Here is a 17629-nt window from a genome sequence, read left to right as displayed (position 1 = left end):
TTCATGTCCTTATCCTGATGGATACCCGGGTTTTGCGCAAACGGTCAATCTACCCTGCTCGAGATGCCCGACCAGGGTGATCCCGGGAGGATCGAAAGCCCCGCCATCGAGCTGGTGCACCAGGTAGAGCACGCTGCGGCCGCGCAGCCACTCGTCCATGCGTCGCGACAGCCGCGCCACGGTGGCGGCATCCAGGCCGGTGAAGGGCTCGTCGAGGATCACCAGCCCGGGGTCGCGCAGCCACAGCCGGGCCAGCGCCAGGCGGCGCGCCTGGCCGCCGGAGAGCGCCCGCCCGCCTTCGCCCACCGCGGTAGCCAAGCCGTGCGGCAGGCTCGCCGCCCATTCCTGCAGCTCGACCCAGGCCAGGGCCTGCCAGAGCCGGTCGTCGTCGGCATCCGGTGCCGCCAGCCGCAGGTTGGTGGCCAGGCTGTCCTGCAGCAGATCGATACGCTGGCCGAGCATCGCGACACGCTCGCGCAGATCGCGCTCCGCGACCTGAGCGAGGGGCACGCCGCCTAGCAGGATGCTTCCATGGTCGGGCGGCAGGCGCCGGGTCAGCAGGGCCGCCACACTGCTCTTGCCCGCGCCGGAGGCGCCGGTCAGGGCCAGCCGCTCGCCGGGCCTCAGCTCGAGCTGGATCTCCCGCAGCGCGGGCGTGAGCGCACCGGGATAATGCAGCCCGACGTCTTCCAGGCGTACCGCCAACGGGCCGCCAGGCAGACTGGCGTCTCCCTTCTCGTAGCCGCCCACGCTTGCCCGCTCCACCGCGTTGAGCCGCTCGGCGGCCCCGCGGGTCGCGCCCAGCTGGGTGAAGGGCGCCGGCAGCAGTGCCAGCGCCTCGCCGATGGCGAGCACCGCCAGCGGCATCATGACCATCACGGCACCGCTGATGGCGCCCCGCTGCCAGGCCAAGGCTGCCAGCCACAGCGCCGCCACCATGCCCAGCCCGACCGCCAGGTTCCCCAAGGCAATGCCGAAGCCGGCGACCCTGCCGACGCGACGCTGGTCCCGGCACAGCGCCTGCTCGCGCTGGCGCAGCCCGCGCCGATGCCAGGCCCGGCTGCCGTAAGCCTCCAGCTCCGCCAGCCCGGTCAGGTACTCGATGGCCTGGCTACGCAGGCGCTGAAGATGGCCCACCTGGCGCCGGCTCGCGGCCATGCCCAGCCACGCCTGGCCAACCGTCAGCCAGGCCCAGGCGGGCAGCAGTAGCGCCAGCAGGGCCACCCCCACGGGCGGGACCCACAGCGCCAGGAAGGCGGCCAGCAGCAGCACCGCTGCCAGCGCCACCAGCGGCGGCGCCAGCAGGCGCAGGTAGAGGCTGTCGAGGGTGTCGATGTCGGCGGTCAGCCGGTTGAGCCAGTCGCTGGCACGCTGCCGGGCCAGGCTGCGGTCGTCGAGCCTGGCCATGGCGGCGAACAGCCGAACGCGCAGGTCGGCCAGCAGGCGCAGCACGGTGTCGTGGTTGTAGAGTCGCTCGAGATAGCGCGCCACGGTCCGGCTGACGGCGAAGAAGCGTATCCCACCGCCAGGTACGTAGACGTCGAGACTGGCCGCGAGGCCCATCGACAAGGCAATGCCGGTGAGCGCGCTGGCGGCGATGAACCAGCCCGATAGCGCCAACAGCCCCACCGCCGAGAACAGCGTCGCCGTCAGCAGCAGGATGCCGATCACGAGCCGCCGCGGGCGACGCGCAAGCAAACGCAGCCAAGGGGACAGCGTGGCTTTCAGCGACTCACTCATGGAGACGCACTCCCGTTGCCTGGGCCTTGACGGCGCCTCCGTCGAGTTCGAGCCGCCGACTCGCCAAGGCCATCAGGGCGGGGTGATGGGTGGCGATAACCAGCGCCCGGCCCTCCTCGGCCAGCCGGCGCAGCGATTCGACGACCCGCGCTTCGCTTTCCGCATCCAGGCTCGCGGTGGGCTCGTCGAGCAGCACCAGGTCGGCGTTCGAGAGGAACACGCGCGCCAGCGCCAGGCGCTGCGCCTGGCCGCCCGACAGGCCGGAACCCCGCTCGCCCAGACCGGTATCGATCCCCTTAGGCAGCGCAGCCACCAGCTCGGCCAGCCCGGCCCGTTCGAGCGCCTGCTGCAGTTCGGCCTCGCTCGCATCGGGCGCGGCCAGGCGAAGGTTGTCGGCCAGGCTGCCGTGGATCAGCACCGGGCGCTGATCCATCCAGGCGATCCTCAACGTCGCCTGAGCGCAGCGCTCGCCCTCGTCGGGGGCCACGAAGCCCGCCAGCAGCTGCAGCAAGGCCGACTTGCCCGCCCCCGAGGGCCCCGCGATCACCAGCGTCTCGCCGGCGGCCACCGCGACACTGAGCGGCCCCAGCACCTGGCCGCGCCCCGGGTGCGACAGGGTCACGCCTTCCAGGGCCACCAGCCGCTCATCGGACGACGGCAGCGCTGCACCGCCGTCGGCCCGGCGCACCGGCTCGGCGAGCAGCGCCAGCATGCCGTCGGCGGCTCCCAGCGCCGCGGCACGGTCGTGATAGTGCTGCGCCAGGCTGCGCAGCGGCTGGAAGAATTCCGGTGCCAGCAGCAATACCAGCAGGCCGCTGAACAGCGTGAGGTCCTCCGCCGGGCCGAATTCGATATAGCCGAGCAGGCCGAAGCCCACATAGATGGCGACGACGGCGATCGACACCGAGGCGAAGAACTCGAGCACCGCCGAGGAGAGGAACGCCACCCGCAGCGTGCGCATGCTCAGGCGCCGATAGCGGTCCGCGGCCGCATGGACTTCCGCGCCGGCTTCGCGGGTCTGATGGAAGAGCTGCAGCGTGGCGATGCCCCGCACGCGATCGAGGAAGTGGCCCGCGAGGCGAGTGACGGCGGCGAACTGTTCGCGGTTGAGGCGCTCCGCCCCCATGCCCACCAGCGCCATGAACAGCGGGATCAAGGGGGCCGCCAGCAGCAGGAACAGGGCCGCCAGCCAGTCGAGCCAGAGCACCACGACGAGAATCAGCAACGGGATGGCCACGCTCAGCCGCAGCTGCGGCAGGAAGCGGGCGAAGTAGCCGTCGAACGCCTCGACCTGCTCGATCAACTGGCTGGCCAGGCTCGCCGAATGGCGGGCGCCGGCCCGCACCGGCCCCATCGCGTCAAGATGCTCCAACAGCTCGTCACGCACCGACTGACGAATGTTCAGGCTGGCCTCCTGGCCGGCCGCCTCCTGCCCCCACTGGCACAGCGCCCTGGCCAGCAGTGCGGCGACCAGCGCGACGAAGGCCCAGGTCAGCGCGGCCAGGGAATCGCCAGCGACCAGCAGGCGGCTGACGATCCAGGCCAGCAGAGTCATCTGAACCACCGTCAGCGCGCCGACGGCAATCCCGGCCAGGGCGGCCAGGCCGAGCCAGCGGCGCTGGGCGGCGGCATGAGCCGCCAGCCAGCGTCTCGGCGTGAGGTCCGAACGTGCGTCGGAATTCATTGCTCAGTGGTAGCCTTCGCCGGCCCGCACCTTGCCGCGAAATACCCAGTAGGACCAGAAGGTATAGACCAGCACGAAGGGCAGCACGAAGAGCACGCCGATCAGCAGAAAGAGCTGTGATTCCGGCGCCGAGGCCGCGTCCCAGATGGTGTAGTTGGGCGGTACGATCCACGGCCACTTGCTCACCACCAGCCCCAGGTAGGTGAACAGGAAGGTACCCAGCGTGGCAATGAACGGCAGCACTTCGTAGCCCCGGCGCGACGCCCAGTACACGGTGAACATGCACAGCAGCGTCAGCGCCGGCAGCACCCAGATCACATGCAGGTGGCCGAACCAACGCTCCCACACGACGTCGTTCACCAGCGGCGTCCAGATGCTGATGATGGCGAAGATGACGAGCACGGCCAGCAGCAGCGGCGTGGTCAACCGGTAGGCCCACCGCTGGATGTAACCTTCCGACTTGAGGATCAGCCAGGTGGTACCGAGCAGCGCGTAGCCGATCATGATGCCGATGCCGGTGAGCACCGTGAACGGCGTCAGCCAGTCGAACGGACCGCCCACGTAGACCCGGTTCTCGGTGGCGAAACCCTGGATGTAGGTACCCACCACGGCGCCCTGGGCGAAGGCCGCCACCGCGGAACCGCCGCTGAAGGCGAGGTTCCACAGCCGCCGGCCGCGCCGATCGCGGCGCGACTTGAAGCGCAGCTCGAAGGCCACGCCGCGGAACACCAGCCCCGCCAGCATCAGGAACACGCCGATGTACAGCGCCGGCAGGAACACCGAGTAGACCAGCGGGAAGGCCGCCAGCAGCCCCGCGCCGCCGAGTACCAGCCAGGTCTCGTTGCCGTCCCACACCGGGGCGACGGAGTTCATCATCACGTCGCGGGCGTCCTCATCCGGGGCGAACGGAAACAGGATGCCGAGCCCCAGGTCGAAGCCGTCCATCAGCACGTACATCATGATGCCGAAGCCGATGATCAGCGCCCAGATCAGCGACAGGTCGAACATTTCCATGGTCAGGCTCCTTCCCTGGACGGATCGTCATCGAACGGGGTATGGGTCGCCGACCAAGGCCGCTTGGGGGTCTCGAAGTCGTCGACCACCACCTCCTCGTCCTTCGGCTGCATGCCGTAGCGGATCACACGGGTGAGATAGTAGGTCCCGGCGTAGAAGATCACGCCGTAGACCGCCACGTAGCCGAGCAGGGTGAACAGCGCCATGCCGCCGGTCAGCGACGGCGTGACGCCCTCCGCGTGGGTCATCATGCCGTAGACCAGCCACGGCGCGCGTCCCGACTCCGTGGTGATCCAGCCGGCGAGCACCGCGACGAACGGCGTGACGGACATCAGCCGTAGCGTCTGCAGGTACGGTCGCGAATGGTAGACCCGCCCGCCGCGGCGCAGGTAGAGCCCCACCAGCGACACGGCGATCATCAGCAGGCCGAGACCGACCATCACGCGAAACGCCCAGAACACGATGGCCACCGGAGGCTGCTCCTCGGGCGGCGCCTCGACGATCCCGGGGATCTCACCGTCGAGCTCGTGGGTCAGGATCAGGCTCGCCGCATAGGGGATGCCGATCTCGAAGCGGTTCTGCTGCGCCTCCTGGTCCGGCAGGGCGAAGACCAGGAACGGCGCACCGCGCCGGGTCTCCCAGTTGCCCTCCATGGCGGAGAGCTTGACCGGCTGGTGCTCGAAGGTGTTGAGGCCGTGGAAGTCGCCCACCAGCGCCTGGGTCGGCGTCAGCACGAGCAGCATCCACAGGCACATCGACAGCGCCTTGCGGTTGGCCTCGACGTCGCGCCCGATCAGCAGGTACCAGGCGCTCACCCCGGCCACCACGAAGCCGCCGGTGATGAACGAGGCCATGGCCATGTGGGCCAGGCGGAACGGGAACGAGGGGTTGAAGATCGCCTCGCTCCATGACGTGACCCGGAAGGTGCCTTCCACCAGCTCGACCCCGGCCGGGGTGTGCATCCAGCTGTTGGCGGCCAGGATCCAGAACGTGGAGATGAAGGTGCCGAGGGCGACCATGACGGCGGCGAACAGGTGGACCCCCTGGGGCACCCGGCCGCGGCCGAACAGCAGCACGCCGAGGAAGGCCGCCTCGAGGAAGAAGGCGGTGACCACCTCGTAGCTCAGCAGCGGCCCGATGAAATTGGCGCTGGCCTGGGAAAAGTTGCTCCAGTTGGTGCCGAACTGGAAGGACATCACGATGCCGGACACCACCCCCATGCCGAAGGCCACCGCGAAGACCCGGGTCCACAGCTGCGCCAGGCGGTCCCAGGCGGGATTGCGCGTCTTGTAGAAGAGCCCATGGAGCACGGCGAGATAGGACGCCAGGCCGATGGTGAAGACCGGGAAGATGGCGTGGAAGGAGACGACGAAGGCGAACTGCAGTCGCGAAAGCAATACGGGATCAAGCTCCATGACGTACCTCTTGGCTGCGAAAGAGTCAACGTCTCAAGGGATGCGAAAGCACGCGGGGTGCCGTTGTTGTGCTTCCGACCACGTCCTTCCTGGACATGTCGTGACGCATTTCACCTCGACACTCGGCTAGGGGTGTCCCAAGAGCCTAGAACAGTGAGACATGCAGGGTGACGAGACTTACAAAACCCTACATGCCTTGACACTGTCCTGGATCAATACTCGTCACTGCATCTTGTGCTTGTCATACAGCCTACTAGAGCCCGGGCGCCCGGTCCCTGTTTCCTGCTGTGTCGGGATGTCGCAGCAGGGTGAGCCGCCCCTTGGCTAGAAGGCCCCGGCGCTGCGCAGGACCAGGTGCACCATGAAAACGGTATAACCGACGAACAGCGCCAGCAGCATTGCCCCCTCGAGCCGGTTGATCCGCCCGGGGCGCCCCTTCCAGCCGATCGCGAAGACCGTCATCAACAGCGTCATGACGGTCATCAGGGTCCAATCGCGCATCAGTACTTCGGTGGCCGCCTCGATCGGATGAATCACCGCGGCCAGGCCCACCACGCCCAGCGTGTTGAACAGGTTGGAGCCGACCACGTTGCCCACCACCAGGTCGTGTTCTCCCTTGCGCAGGGCGCTGAAGGAGGACGCCAGCTCCGGCAGCGAGGTGCCGACGGCAACGATGGTCAGCCCGATGATCAGGTCGCTGACCCCGAAGGCGACGGCGATCTCCACCGCCCCCCATACCAGCACCCGCGAACTCAGCACCAGCAGCAGCAGGCCGACGAAGGTCCAGATGATCCCGGTGCGCAGCGACATGGGGTGCGCCTGCAGGCTCTCCTCGGTCTCGTCGGCCAGCGGGTCGGAGCCGCTGCGCCGGGCCTGCCAGATGCTGTAGCCGACCATGGCCGCCAGCAGCACGAGCAGCAGGCTGCCTTCGAGCCGGCCGATCATCCCGCCCCACAGCAGCAGCGCCGACAAGAGCGTAACGGCGACCAGAATCGGCAGCTCGCGCCGCACCACGCTGGAGTGCACCGCCAGCGGCGAAACAACTGCCACCAGCCCCAGGATCAAGCCGATGTTGGCGATGTTGGAGCCGTAGCCGTTCCCCAGCGCCAGGCCCGGGTTGCCTTGCCCCGCCGCCAGCGAGGAGACCATCAGCTCGGGCGCCGAGGTGCCGAAGCCGATCACCAGCATGCCGACCAGCAATGGCGATACGCCCAGCCGCCTTGATGTCGCCGCCGCTCCGTCGACGAAGCGTTCGGCACTCCAGACCAACAGCACGAGACCGGCCAGCACGGCCAATAGGGGTAGTAACAAGGTCGTCTCCTCGAGGAACATTCAGGGGCGAATGTTTGTATATGGTACGCGGGGCGTCAACATGCCACACTTTGGATGCAGCCGACACGGCTTTCCTAAGACAGGATGCGAGCAGCCTCGCTCCACCAGCATTCGAGTCGACTCGCCAGTGCCCTACAGGTTTTCGCGCCCACCGCTCGTCCCGAGCGCCCCCTTGGTCGATCAGGCCCCGCCCGAGGCACGCACCTCGCGCCGCCGGCTGCGTGCCTGCCACGAATGCGACTGGCTGGTGGCGCTGCCCCCGCTGCGGCCCGGCCAGCGGGCGGACTGCCCCCGCTGCGGACACACCCTGGCGACACGCCACCGGCAACCTGCCCAGCGCAGCATGGCGCTGGCCATGGCAGCCATGGTCGCACTGCTGCTGGCGATCTCGTTTCCGTTCGTCAGCTTCAGCACCAGCGGGGTCGGCAACCGTATCGAACTGACCCATACGGCCACGACGCTGATCGGCTTCGACCAGCCGCTGGTGGCGATCGCGGTGATCATGACGATCGCCGTGCTGCCGGGCCTCTACCTGCTCGGCGTCATGTGGCTGCAACTGGGCCTGCTGCAGGGTCAGCCACTGCCGGCCAGCCGCACCATTGCCCGCACCCTGGCCCATCTCAACCCATGGATGATGGCCGACGTATTCATCATTGGCGCGCTGGTGAGCCTGATAAAGGTGGCGGACCTGGCCCAGATCGAGCTCGGCCTCTCGTTCTGGGCCTTCTGCGCCTTCGCCCTGCTGCTGCTGTTCACCACCCAGTCGATCGATTCGGACTGGATGTGGTTCTCGCTCGCCGGCGAACCGCTCGCCCCCGATGGAGCCCGTACCGGCACCACGGCCGCCGGCCAGGGCCTGACCGGCTGCCCCACCTGCGGGCTGGTCAATCGGCTGGAGGCCGGCGGCGGCGGATACTGCCGGCGCTGCGGGGAACGACTGCACGCCCGGCTGCCGCACAGCCTCCAGCGCACCTGGGCGCTGCTGGCCGCCTCCGCGCTGATGTACATTCCGGCCAACGTCTACCCCATCATGACCACCACCAGCCTCGGTCACAGCGATCCATCCACCATCATCGGCGGCGTGGTGGAACTGATCCAGATGGGCTCGTGGCCGGTGGCCGCGGTGATCTTCATGGCCAGCGTCATCGTGCCAGTGGGCAAGCTGGTGGCGCTGGCCTGGCTTTGCCTGGTGGTGAAGCGCAGCAGCGAGCTCAACGCCAGCCACCGCACCTGGCTTTACCGCCTGACCGAGTTCATCGGTCGCTGGTCGATGGTCGACGTCTTCGTGGTCGCCATCCTGGTGGCGCTGATTCGCGCCGGCTCGCTGATGTCGATCACCCCCGGCCCCGCCGCCCTGGCGTTCGCCGCCGTGGTGGTGCTGACCATGCTGGCCGCCATGACGTTCGACCCCCGCCTGATCTGGGACACGCCCCTGCCGCGTGACCGACCTGCAACGCAAGGAACCACCGGATGAGCGACACTCCTCGCGACAACGAGGCCTCCCGCGACATGCACCGTGCCCGCCCCACGCCGCAGCGGCGCCTCTCGCCAATCTGGATCGTGCCCATCGTGGCGATGCTGATCGGGCTATGGCTGGTCTACGACAACTATCGCAGCCGCGGCCCGCTGATCACTCTGACCATGAGCAGCGCGGACGGCATCGAGGCCGGCAGCACCCTGATCAAGACCCGCAACGTCGAGGTCGGCCGGGTCGAGCGCGTGCAGCTCTCCGACGACATGTCGCACGCCGTGATCACCGCGCGCATGTCCCCCGATACCGATGACCTGCTGACCGAGGGCAGCCGCTTCTGGGTGGTCAAGCCGCGTATCGGCCGCGAGGGGATCAGCGGCCTGGGTACGGTGCTCTCGGGGGCCTACATCCAGCTCGAGCCGGGCGGCGGCGAGTCCGGCGTGCGCGAGTTCCAGGTCAGCGACCAGCCCCCCGTCGCCCCCGCCGACGCGGCCGGGATCCGCGTCAATTTGGTCAGCCAGCTTGGCAACTCGCTGCGTACGGGGGATCCGGTCACCTACCAGGGCTACACCGTGGGACGCGTCGAGGAGGTCGACTTCGACCCCGACCTGCGGCGCATGAACCAGCGCATCTTCATCGAGAGCCCCTACGACCGCCTGGTCACCGACGGCACCCGCTTCTGGTCGGCCAGCGGCGTCGACCTGCGCCTCGATGCCGACGGCATCCGCGTCAACGTGGAATCGATCGAGGCACTGCTGGGCGGGGGCGTCACCTTCGGCGTTCCCGACGACCTGCCCCGCGGCCGCCCGGTCGAGGATGGTGCCACCTTCAACCTCTACCCCGACGAAGAGAGCGCTCGTCAGGGCACCTTCAATCGCTATCTCGAATACGTCCTGCTGGTGGAGGACAGCGTGCGCGGGCTCTCCCGCGGCGCCCCGGTGGAGTTCCGCGGCGTACGCATCGGTACCGTGGCCAGCGTGCCCTGGGAGTTCACCGCGACCCAGCCGGAGACCCGCGGCGGTTTCGCCATCCCGGTGCTGATCCGCATCGAACCGCAGCGCCTCGGGATCGAGAACCAGGAAGTCGACCTGGAGGAGTGGGACCAGCGCTTCCGGCGCCTCTTCGGCCGCGGCCTGCGTGCCTCGCTCAAGTCGGGCAACCTGCTCACCGGGGCGATGTTCGTCGACATCAACTTCTACCGCGAGGAGGCCGACGACTACGTTGCCGAGACGTTCAGCGAGCGCACCGTGTTCCCCACCACCTCGACCGGATTCGCCCAGATCGAGTCCCAGGTCACGGCCCTGCTGGAGAAGCTCAACGCGCTCGAGATCCAGCCGCTGCTCACCGGCCTGGAGCGCAACCTGGCCGCCTCCGAGGCCATGCTCGGTGAAGTCCGCGAGCTGAGCGCCTCGCTGCAGGGCGTGCTCGACGACCCCGGCACGCGCAACCTGCCGGCCAACCTCAACGCCTCGCTGGAAGCCCTGCGCGAGACGCTGGAGGGGATGTCGCCGGAGTCCAGTGCCTATCGCGAGCTGACCGGCGCCGCCGAACGGCTGGAGCGCACCCTGCGCGAGCTGCAGCCGGTGACCCGTACGCTCAACGAGAACCCCAGGGCGCTGCTGTTCGACAGCCTCGACGCCGAGGACCCGACGCCGCGCGCACCGCGAACCAACTGAGGAAGCCAGCCCATGAATCGCTATGCTGTTGTCGTCGTATCGGAAGGGAGTGTTGCATGAGGCGGATGATCCGGCTCGCCCTGGTGGCGGGCATATTGCTGCTGGCCGGCGGCTGCGCCTCGTCCTCGGCGCCGGCCAACCGATACCTGCTACCCGACGCCGGTACCGCAGCGAAGGACGGCAACCCTACCACCGAGCACCTGCTGATCGTGCACTCGCCGCGCCTGGCGCACTACCTGGATACCGATGGCATCGTCCTGCAACTCGACGACATCACGCTCAACGCCGCGCGCCAGCACCTCTGGGCCGAGCCGCTGGGGCGCCAGCTGGAGCGCGGCCTGCGCGCCAGGCTGAGCGAGCGCCTCACCGATACCCGGGTCATGCGCGACGATGCCAGCCTCGGGCGCAGCGAGGCCCTGCGCCTGCGCCTCGAGGTGGACCGCTTCCAGGGGCGTCATGACGGCCTGGCCATCGCCAGCGGCCAGTGGCAATTGTTGGCACCCGATGGACGTCTGCTGGCCATGGAGCCTTTCCATGCGGAGACGGTGCTCGACGACGACGGCTACCCGGCGCTGGTGCGCGCGCTGGGCAGCAGCTGGGACCAGGTGGCCGGCGAGATCGCCGCCGGCATCAGGCAGGCGCGCTGAGGCACGGTCTTACTGCATATTCGAGATGGCTGTGGCATACTGGTGCCTCGCGGCGATTCGTGGTCCCTCCTGCCGCGCCCCTGAACCGAATTTCTCGCGTCCTGGCCCGGGACTGGTCATGTGCATGTCGCACACGACGAGGCCATGACGTATCTGCGGAGACCGCATGACCCTCTTTTCCGATCTCGGCCTGCGTGCCGAACTGCTGCGTGCCGTCGAGGCCCAGGGCTACACCACCCCGACCCCGATCCAGCGCCAGGCCATTCCCGCCGTGCTCAAGGGCGGCGACCTGCTCGCCAGCGCCCAGACCGGCACCGGCAAGACCGCCGGCTTCACCCTGCCGATGCTGCAGCGTCTGGCCGATGGCCCACGCCCCGGCCCGCGTCAGGTACGCGCACTGGTGCTGACCCCGACCCGCGAGCTAGCCGCCCAGGTAGGCGAAAGCGTCGCCGATTACGGCCGTCATCTGACCCTGAAGAGCCACGTCATCTTCGGCGGCGTCGGCCAGCAACCCCAGGTCGACGCCATTCGCCCCGGCCTCGACGTGCTGGTGGCTACCCCCGGCCGGCTGCTGGACCTGCACCAGCAGAAGCACGTGGACCTCTCCCGCGTGGAGATTCTGGTGCTTGACGAAGCCGACCGCATGCTCGACATGGGCTTCATTCACGACATTCGCAAGGTGCTGCGGGTGCTGCCCGAGAAACGCCAGAACCTGCTCTTCTCGGCCACCTTCTCCGACGAGATCCAGGCGCTGGCCGCCAAGCTGCTCGACAATCCCGAGAAGATCTCGGTGGCTCGCCGCAACACCACGGCGGAAACCGTCGACCAGGCGGTCTACCGCGTCGACCGGGAGAAGAAGCGCGACCTGCTGGCGCATCTGATCACCCGCCACGCCTGGCATCAGGTGCTGGTCTTCACGCGCACCAAGCATGGTGCCAACCGCCTGGCCGAGCAGCTCTCCAAGCAGGAGATCCCGGCCATGGCGATCCATGGCAACAAGAGCCAGTCGGCACGCACCAAGGCGCTGGCGGCGTTCAAGAGCGGCGACCTGCAGGTGCTGGTGGCGACCGACATCGCCGCCCGCGGCCTGGACATCAGCGAGCTGCCTCACGTGGTCAACTTCGAGCTGCCCAACGTCGCCGAGGACTACGTCCACCGCATCGGCCGCACCGGCCGTGCCGGCAGCGAGGGCCAGGCCGTTTCGCTCGTCTGCGTCGACGAGCACGGGCTGCTGAAGGGCATCGAGCGGCTGATCAAGCGCGACCTGGAAAAGCACATCGAGCCCGGCTTCGAGCCCGACCCGAACGCCAAGCCCGAACCGATCGAGAACGGGCGCAACCGTCGCGGCGGCCGTTCGGGCCAGGGCGGCGCCAACCGGGGCCAGTCGGGACAACGTGACGGCAACGCGGCCGGCGGCGACGCTCAGGCGCCACGACGCCGGCGCAGCCGCGGGCCGCGCACTCGCCGGGCCTGAGCGACACGCACGCGGCGGCTTGATGGTTGGCGAGAAGTCCGGGATGGTATACGGTTCGTCGTGCCGGCGATATTGCCGGTGCGGCGCAAACGACTGAACGACCATCATACCTGGCTGGGTGACGCAAGGAGACTCGAGCATGCTCAAATGGCTGACCGGAAAGCAACCGATTCCGGTCTGGGTCATCAAGCAGATCGATGACAGCCTGCTGCATCTCTGCGGCCAGGGCAGCGTCGAGCCCCGAGCCAAGCGCAGCAGCGTCGTTGAGTGCCTGCATGCCGGGCGCTACGAAGGCGCCGTCACCATGGCCTGTGGCGGTCTGGTGCTCAATGCCCGCCTGTTCGCTGCCCTGGTGCCGCTCGAGTCCCTGCAGCTGGACGAACAGGGCCACGCCCACTGGAACGGCCGCAGTTGGTACGTCGCCCAAGTGCCGCAGCGCTGCTGGACCTTCGAAGGCCGGCTGGTCTCCCAGCGCCAGGTGCTGGGCAACCAGGAGCAGCTGATCAGCGTCGAGGACGTATCCGACATTCGTCGCCAGCTGCAGGGCGCCTCCGCTCCCGGGCGGGTCAACTACGACCCGCGCGGCGTCAACGAGCACCCCCTGATTGCCCGCCGCGACGTGGACGACGCTGCCGTACGAAATGACACCAGCAGAGGAACCGACAAGTGGCGAGGCCATGACGACTGACGCCCGTCCCGATCGCCGACGCCTCGTCCTCTTCCTGTTGCTGATGGTACTGGTGGGCCTCAACCTGAGGCCCGCCCTCTCCTCGCTCGCGCCCCTGCTGCTGCGAATTCGGGCCGATACCGGTCTGTCGCCATTGGCCATCGGGGCCCTGACCACCCTGCCGGTGCTCTGCCTGGGTGTCTTCGCGCCGCTGGCGCCCTGGCTCGCCAAGCGCGCGGGGCCAGAAAACACGCTCGCCCTGGCACTGGGCCTGTTGATTCTCGGCCTGTTGCTGCGCGGCCTCCCGGCCGTAGTGCTGCTGTTCGGCGGCACCCTGCTGGTGGGCGCCGCCATCGGCGTTGCCGGCACGCTGCTGCCAGCGCTGGTCAAGCGCGAGCTGCCCGGCGGGGCAGACCTGATGACCGGGGTCTATACCATGGCCCTGTGCCTGGGCGGCGCCCTCGGCGCTGGCCTGAGCATTCCCCTGGCCGATCTCATGGACAGCTGGCGTTGGAGTCTGGTGAGCTGGGGGCTGCTGGCCGCGGTGGCCCTGCTCGCCTGGGTGTCGTTGATGCCGCGCACGCCTCGCAACCTGCCCGCGCCGCCCCTGGGCGGCAGCATGCGCGAGCTGCTCGGGCAGCCGCTCGCTTGGCAGGTAATGCTGCTGATGGGCACGCAATCCTCGCTGGCCTACATCGTCTTCGGCTGGCTGCCAACCCTGCTCCAGAGCCGCGGCTACAGCGAAGCCGAGGCCGGCTGGCTGATGGGCGCTTCGGTCATGGTGCAACTGATCTCGGCGCTGGGTGCGCCATGGCTAGCGCGTTTCGGCCGTGACCAACGCCCGGCGCTGCTGCTGGTACTGGGCTGCGTGGCGGGCGGCCTGTGGCTGCTGCTGCAGGCCGGGCAGAACTGGCGCTGGCCCGGGGTGGTGCTGCTGGGGCTCGGCCAGGGCGGCAGTTTCAGCCTCGCGCTGACCCTGATCGTGCTGCGTACGGCCAATTCACGCCTGGCCGGCAAGCTCTCCGGCCTGGCCCAGGGCGGCGGCTACACCCTTGCCGCCATGGGACCGCTGGCGGTGGGCGTGCTGCTGCAGTTCGAGGTCTCCATCGATGCCATCACCCTCGTGCTGCTGCTGATCGTGGCCGTCGCCATTACCTTCGCCCTGCTGGCAGGACGCAACCGTCGCCTGGATCTGGATCAGAGCGGCAGGCTGTTCACGCGCTAACCCCCGCCAACCTGAACGCTTCTTGACCTCGATCAACACCGTGCCGGCGCCCCGGCATGCTAGCCTGTCTCTAATCTTTCCACGAGGCAGCCCCTACGCCATGTCCCGCGTCGTGTTCCAGGCCCGCTGCCTGAAGCGCTTCTATCCGATGGGCGAAATCACCATCCAGGCGCTGCGCGGCGTCGATCTGGAGCTGCATGCGGCGGAGCTGGTGGTGATGCTGGGGGCTTCCGGTTCGGGCAAGTCCACCCTGCTCAACATCCTGGGCGGCCTGGACAGTCCCAGCGAGGGCTCGCTGCTCTACTATCCGAGCGACCCACGCGACCCTCATCACTCCGTCCCTCGCCACTCGGGTACGACTTCGCCCGCACAGGCCCAGGGCATTGACCTGGCACATGCCAACCAGCGCGAGCTGACCCGCTTTCGGCGACATCACGTCGGCTTCGTGTTTCAGTTCTACAATCTGATCTCGAGCCTCACCGCGCGGGAGAATGTCGCCGTCGTCACCGATATCAGCCGTCACCCGCTGCCCCCCGAGGAGGCCCTGGCGCTGGTGGGGCTAGAGCATCGTCTCGACCACTTTCCTTCGCAGCTCTCTGGCGGCGAGCAGCAGCGGGTTGCCATTGCCCGCGCCGTGGCCAAGCAGCCAGACGTGCTGCTATGCGACGAACCCACCGGCGCCCTCGACTTCCAGACCGGCATCCGGGTGCTGGAAGTCCTCGAGCGCATCAATCGCGAAACCGCCACCACCGTGGCGATCATCACCCACAACGAGGTGATCGGCGACATGGCCGATCGCATCGTGCGCCTGCGCGACGGCAGGGTCGAACGGCTGCAGGCCAATGCCCGGCGCCGCATGCCGCAAGAGTTGCGCTGGTAGCCGGACGCAGGTATGCAGACACTCGACCGCAAACTGTATCGCGACCTGTGGCGTCTCAAGGGGCAGGCGCTGGCCATCGCCCTGGTCATCGCCAGCGGCGTGATGACGCTGATTCTCGCCGTGACCACGCTGGAGGCGCTGTCCGGTGCCCGCGACCGGTTCTACGCCAGCCATCACTTCGCCGAGATCTTCGCCGAGGTCAAGCGCGCCCCCCTGGGCGTGCTCGAGCAGCTGCAGCGGCTCGATGGCGTCAACCTGATCGAACCCCGGGTTCGCGCCGCGGTTCGGCTGGCGGTACCCGGTTACGGCGATCCGGTACGCGGCCTGTTGCTGTCGCTGCCCGACGGTCGCCAGCCGCTGCTCAATCGGCTCCATCTGCTGAGCGGCAGCCTGCCGGAAGCCGGGCGCGACGACCAGGCCATCGTCTCCGACGCCTTTGCCGAGGCGCATGGTCTGCGACCGGGCGACACTCTGGAGGCGATCGTCAACGGCCGTCATACCCGGCTGACGATCGCGGGTATCGCGCTGAGTCCCGAGTATCTCTACCAAGCCGCCCCCACCGACCTGATGCCGGACTATCGCCGCTATGCGGTGCTGTGGATGAACCAGCGCTCGCTCTCCCGCGCCTACGGCATGGAGGGTGCTTTCAACAGCCTCAGCCTGACGCTGCAGGCGGGGGCCAGTCGGGACGATGTCATCGACGCCCTCGACCTGGCGCTGGCCCGCTATGGCGCCATCGGGGCGCAGACCCGCCATGACCAGCAGTCGCACCGCTTCATCGAGGAGGAGCTCAACCAGCAGCGCCTCATGGCCACCGTACTGCCGGCGATCTTTCTGACGGTGTCGGCTTTCCTGCTCAACGTGGTGATGGGGCGTATCATCCAGACCCAGCGCGAGCAGCTGGCCATCCTCAAGGCGTTCGGCTATCGCGACACCGAGCTGGCCCGGCACTACGGTTTGCTGGCGGCTGCGATCGTCCTGTTCGGCTGGGCCGTGGGCGTGGCGCTGGGCGGCTGGGCCGCCAGCGGCCTGGCCGAGGTGTATCGCGCCTATTTCCGTTTCCCCGAGATGCGCTTCGGCGTGCCGCCCTGGGCGCTGGCCCTGTCGCTTGGGGTGACGCTGTGTGCCGCCCTGGCCGGCACCTGGCACGCGGTGTGGCGAGCGGTCAGTCGCCCACCCGCCGAGGCGATGCGGCCGCCGGCACCGCATCGCTTTCGCCGCAGCTGGCTCGAAAGCCTGGTGCCCTCGACACTGCTAGGTAACGAAGGTCGTATCGTGCTGCGCAACCTGGCCCGGCATCCGGCCAAGGCCGGCTTCTCCGTGGTGGGGATTGCCCTGTCCGCCGGCCTGCTGATGATCGGCGCCTACCAGCTCGCCGCGGTGGACAAGATGATCGACCAGCAGTACCGCCAGGTACTGCGGATGGATGTCGAACTCACCTTCAACGACCCGACACCGGCCCGTGCCGCCGGTGAACTGCGCCACCAGCCTGGCGTACTGGCGGTGGAAACCTGGCGTCGGGTGCCTGCCACCCTGGTCCATGGCCATCGCGAGTACCGCACCAGCCTGCTTGGCCTGGACCCCGAGCCGCAGCTGCGCCGGGTACTCGACTCTCGTGGCCAGGCCCAGCCCGTGCCCGAAGCGGGCATCATGCTGACACGCCATCTGGCCGGGGTACTCGATGCAAGCATCGGCGATATGCTCGAAGTCGCGGTCATGGAGGGACGGCGCGAGCGCCTGCGCCTGGCTCTCGTCGCCGTGGTGGACGAGCCGCTGGGTGTCGGTGCCTACCTGCGCCGCGATACGCTCAACGCCCTGATGCATGAAGGCCCTGCGATAAGCGGCGCGTGGCTGCTGGTCGACCCCGCGCACGCCGCGGAACTGCACGCCGCCCTGTGGGAGATGCCCGCGGTGGCGTCGATCGGCCTGCTCAACGAGGCCGAGCGCGGCATACGTGAGTACATGGGCGAGACCCTGCGCACGTTCGCGGTCATCTTCGTTGCCATCGCTTCCTCCATCGCCTTCGGCGTGGTCTACAACAACGCCCGCATCGCCTTCGCCGAGCGCGCCCGGGAGCTGGCGACCCTGCAGGTGCTGGGCTACACCCGGGCGGAAGTCGCGCGGATACTGCTGGGGGAGATCGCCCTGCTCACCCTGGCGGCCATCCCGCTGGGGTGGGCCATCGGCACCGTCTTCATTCGCCTGCTGCACGCCGCCTTCAGCAACGACCTGTTCCGCATACCGCTGGTCTTCAGCTCCCAGGTCTTCGGCTTCGCCGCCGCCGGCGTGTTGACCGCTTCCGCAGTGGTCGGCGTACTCGTCTTCCGCCGCCTCGGCCGGCTCGACAAGCTGCGCGTCCTCAAGGCCGTGGAGTGACGGTCCAAGTCTCCAGCACAACAGGGGA

At 68.5% G+C, this 17629-nt stretch carries 13 protein-coding genes; 8 read left to right on the top strand and 5 right to left on the bottom strand.

All coding sequences use genetic code 11. The annotated features are described in order from the left end of the window. Nucleotides 1-9: 9 nt before the first annotated feature. The 5 genes from cydC to HNO51_RS09795 form a co-directional block, all read right to left on the bottom strand. On the bottom strand, nucleotides 10-1740 hold the full coding sequence (gene cydC, locus HNO51_RS09815; RefSeq protein ID WP_209539083.1) for a thiol reductant ABC exporter subunit CydC: 1731 nt from the start codon (nucleotides 1738-1740) through the stop codon (nucleotides 10-12). Then, nucleotides 1733-3424, bottom strand: coding sequence for a thiol reductant ABC exporter subunit CydD (gene cydD, locus HNO51_RS09810; RefSeq protein WP_209539082.1), 1692 nt, complete (start codon nucleotides 3422-3424; stop codon nucleotides 1733-1735). Before cydD ends, cydC begins: the two co-directional genes overlap by 8 nt. Nucleotides 3425-3427: 3 nt before the next feature. Beyond that, nucleotides 3428-4438 (bottom strand): cytochrome d ubiquinol oxidase subunit II, encoded by a 1011-nt coding sequence (cydB, locus tag HNO51_RS09805; RefSeq protein ID WP_197450808.1) that lies wholly within the window; start codon nucleotides 4436-4438, stop codon nucleotides 3428-3430. Nucleotides 4439-4440: 2 nt separating this feature from the next. Beyond that, nucleotides 4441-5853, bottom strand: coding sequence for a cytochrome ubiquinol oxidase subunit I (locus HNO51_RS09800; RefSeq protein ID WP_209539081.1), 1413 nt, complete (start codon nucleotides 5851-5853; stop codon nucleotides 4441-4443). A 324-nt stretch (nucleotides 5854-6177) separates the two neighbouring features. Beyond that, nucleotides 6178-7164: a calcium/sodium antiporter gene (locus tag HNO51_RS09795; RefSeq protein WP_209539080.1), complete on the bottom strand. Its 987-nt coding sequence runs from the start codon at nucleotides 7162-7164 to the stop codon at nucleotides 6178-6180. Nucleotides 7165-7357: 193 nt separating this feature from the next. On the opposite strand from HNO51_RS09795, the gene HNO51_RS09790 reads away from it, so the two are divergent. The 8 genes from HNO51_RS09790 (at nucleotide 7358) to HNO51_RS09755 (ending at nucleotide 17601) form a co-directional block, all read left to right on the top strand. Continuing rightward, on the top strand, nucleotides 7358-8659 hold the full coding sequence (locus tag HNO51_RS09790; protein ID WP_209539079.1) for a paraquat-inducible protein A: 1302 nt from the start codon (nucleotides 7358-7360) through the stop codon (nucleotides 8657-8659). Then, nucleotides 8656-10332, top strand: coding sequence for an intermembrane transport protein PqiB (gene pqiB, locus HNO51_RS09785; RefSeq protein WP_197450804.1), 1677 nt, complete (start codon nucleotides 8656-8658; stop codon nucleotides 10330-10332). Before HNO51_RS09790 ends, pqiB begins: the two co-directional genes overlap by 4 nt. A gap of 56 nt (nucleotides 10333-10388) precedes the next feature. After that, nucleotides 10389-10979 (top strand): PqiC family protein, encoded by a 591-nt coding sequence (locus HNO51_RS09780; RefSeq protein WP_209539078.1) that lies wholly within the window; start codon nucleotides 10389-10391, stop codon nucleotides 10977-10979. A gap of 166 nt (nucleotides 10980-11145) precedes the next feature. After that, nucleotides 11146-12453, top strand: coding sequence for a DEAD/DEAH box helicase (locus HNO51_RS09775; RefSeq protein WP_197450802.1), 1308 nt, complete (start codon nucleotides 11146-11148; stop codon nucleotides 12451-12453). 139 nt (nucleotides 12454-12592) lie between these two features. Next, nucleotides 12593-13141, top strand: coding sequence for a hypothetical protein (locus tag HNO51_RS09770; RefSeq protein WP_197450801.1), 549 nt, complete (start codon nucleotides 12593-12595; stop codon nucleotides 13139-13141). After that, nucleotides 13131-14345: an MFS transporter gene (locus HNO51_RS09765; RefSeq protein WP_209539077.1), complete on the top strand. Its 1215-nt coding sequence runs from the start codon at nucleotides 13131-13133 to the stop codon at nucleotides 14343-14345. The genes HNO51_RS09770 and HNO51_RS09765 overlap by 11 nt, the downstream gene beginning before the upstream one ends. Nucleotides 14346-14445: 100 nt before the next feature. Next, nucleotides 14446-15225: an ABC transporter ATP-binding protein gene (locus tag HNO51_RS09760; RefSeq protein WP_242597242.1), complete on the top strand. Its 780-nt coding sequence runs from the start codon at nucleotides 14446-14448 to the stop codon at nucleotides 15223-15225. Nucleotides 15226-15237: 12 nt separating this feature from the next. Then, on the top strand, nucleotides 15238-17601 hold the full coding sequence (locus HNO51_RS09755; RefSeq protein WP_209539076.1) for an ABC transporter permease: 2364 nt from the start codon (nucleotides 15238-15240) through the stop codon (nucleotides 17599-17601). Nucleotides 17602-17629 lie beyond the last annotated feature (28 nt).

It is taken from the genome of Billgrantia sulfidoxydans (assembly GCF_017868775.1).
GTDB classification, from domain to species: domain Bacteria; phylum Pseudomonadota; class Gammaproteobacteria; order Pseudomonadales; family Halomonadaceae; genus Halomonas; species Halomonas sulfidoxydans.
The sequence above is the reverse complement of the archived record's forward strand: the minus strand, read 5'-3'. Positions and strand labels throughout refer to the sequence as shown.